A 1,993-nucleotide genomic window follows, 5' to 3' on the forward strand; every position below is an offset into this window, starting at 1 on the left:
CTACCCTTCGCCGACGAGCGGCGCGCCGGACGGTCTCGAAATCCTCGCCGTCGGCATGGCCACCCTGGTCGAGGAGAACGCCGATATGGCGTTCTTCAGCGATGAGGACGGCCGTTTCGTCGCCGAGACACTGTTCGGCGAGGCAAGTGACGCCAATCTCGAAAAGGTCAAGCGCGGGAATGGGATGATCGTCAATTTCAAGCGCGGCAAGGGCGAGGTATTCCATGCTGGGAGTTGCGAATGGGTGGCAGGTCTTCTGAGACGCGACGCCTGGGTCGAACACGTGACATGCAATGTGCTTAACCGTTATCTCGGGCGCGGGTAGAGTCCCGTGTGACTGTTCAGAACCAAAACACGGACGGCCGCTACGCAGCCTGCGATCGCGAAAATCGTCTGATCACCGCGCACCTGGAGAAGAATTCTAGACCGCGCTGCGCCGCGCGTGCGGGATTTGAGAGCGCGTCAGGTGCCGAGAGTCCGTCGACCATCGAGTTCGACCCGCAGCTTCGCAAATCTGGTGACAATTCAGCAGCGGCCTGGGAGGCGCCCAACGTGACGATGCGCGCGCGTCAGCAACTCTTCGCACGCTAATTGCCGACATCATCGTTGATGTTGATGAGTTGATGACGCCGTGCGTGAGGTCGTACTCACGTACGTGGCGAGGCGGCAAGCATTCAGATCTAAGGGTGCATAAGCATCGAGCGGTAAACATGGCTGCGCGACCAGATAGTGTCCTGAAGGTTCTGCAAAAAGCTTAGGAGAGAGAACCAGCCCTTACTCTGAGGCGAGGGGCGGCCATGGCACGCTGGTGACGTTGCGATCACCGATTCCCGTGGAAGGGTAAGTGCCATGACCAAGCGAGACGTTAGACTGAGCAGAGGCGAGTTGAAAGCGTTGCTGTTGTCGGATGAGGACGGCTTTCGCAGAGTTTTGCAGACTGTCGTGCAGGAGGCTTTGGAAGCCGAGATGACGGAGGCGATCGGGGCTGAGAAAGGCGAGCGGAGGGCGGAGCGGGTTGGTTACCGGTCCGGCTATTACGAACGCAAGCTTGTGACGCGGGTTGGCGTCCTGGAACTTCGCGTTCCGCAGGATCGGGCCGGCCGGTTCTCGACGGAGTTGTTTGAGCGTTATCAGCGCTCGGAGAAGGCACTGGTATCGGCGCTGGTCGAGATGTACGTGCAAGGCGTGTCGACGCGCAAGGTGAAGGCGATCACCGAGGAGCTGTGCGGCCATTCCTTCTCGGCCTCGACGGTAAGCCAGGCGACGGCGCGGCTGGATGAAGCCCTGAAGGCGTTCTTTGAGCAGCGGCTTGCCGAACCTTACCCGTACCTCATTCTGGATGCGCGCTACGAGCGGGCGCGCGAGGCCGGCGTGATCGCCAGCCAGGCGGTCTTGGTGGCGATCGGGGTCGACTGGGAGGGCCGGCGCCAGGTGCTCGGTGTCGAGCTGGCCAACCGTGAAAGCCATTCGAGCTGGCGCGCGTTCGTGGCAGGGCTCAAGCAGCGCGGGCTCGCCGGCGTGGAGTTCGTCGTCTCCGACGACCATCCGGGGCTCAGGGCAGCGATCCGGGAAGTCCTGCCTGAGGCAGTCTGGCAGCGCTGTTACGTGCACTTCCTCAGAAACGCGCTCGATTATGTGCCGCGCAAGGTCGATGACGACTGCCTGATGGAGCTCAGATGGTTCTATGACCGGCGCGACCTAGCCGAGGTCAAGCGCGACCTGGCGCAGTGGATCGCCAAATGGCAGGCCAAATACCCGAAATTAGTGAACTGGGTAGAGGACAGCATCGAGGAGACGCTGAGTTTCTATCGGCTGCCGCTTGCCCATCACAAGCACATGAAGTCGACGAACATGCTGGAGCGGCTGAACCAGGAGATCAAGCGGCGTACCCTGGTCGTCCGCATCTTCCCCAGCCAGCAGAGCTGTCTGCGGCTGGTTCGGGCACTGGCGGTGGAGATCCACGAGAACTGGCTCGAGGCGACCCGCTACCTCA

Annotated in this window: 1 protein-coding gene and 1 pseudogene; both read left to right on the top strand. The window is 61.5% G+C overall.

Annotated features, from left to right (window positions below):
* Positions 1-325, top strand: a pseudogene (locus AC0L2Z_RS35200) (N,N-dimethylformamidase beta subunit family domain-containing protein); the annotation flags it as partial.
* A gap of 524 nt (positions 326-849) precedes the next feature.
* Positions 850-1,993 (top strand): IS256 family transposase (locus AC0L2Z_RS35205; RefSeq protein WP_473630618.1); only part of this gene is annotated, 1,144 nt, incomplete at its 3' end.

The organism is Mesorhizobium sp. WSM4850 (assembly GCF_055811735.1).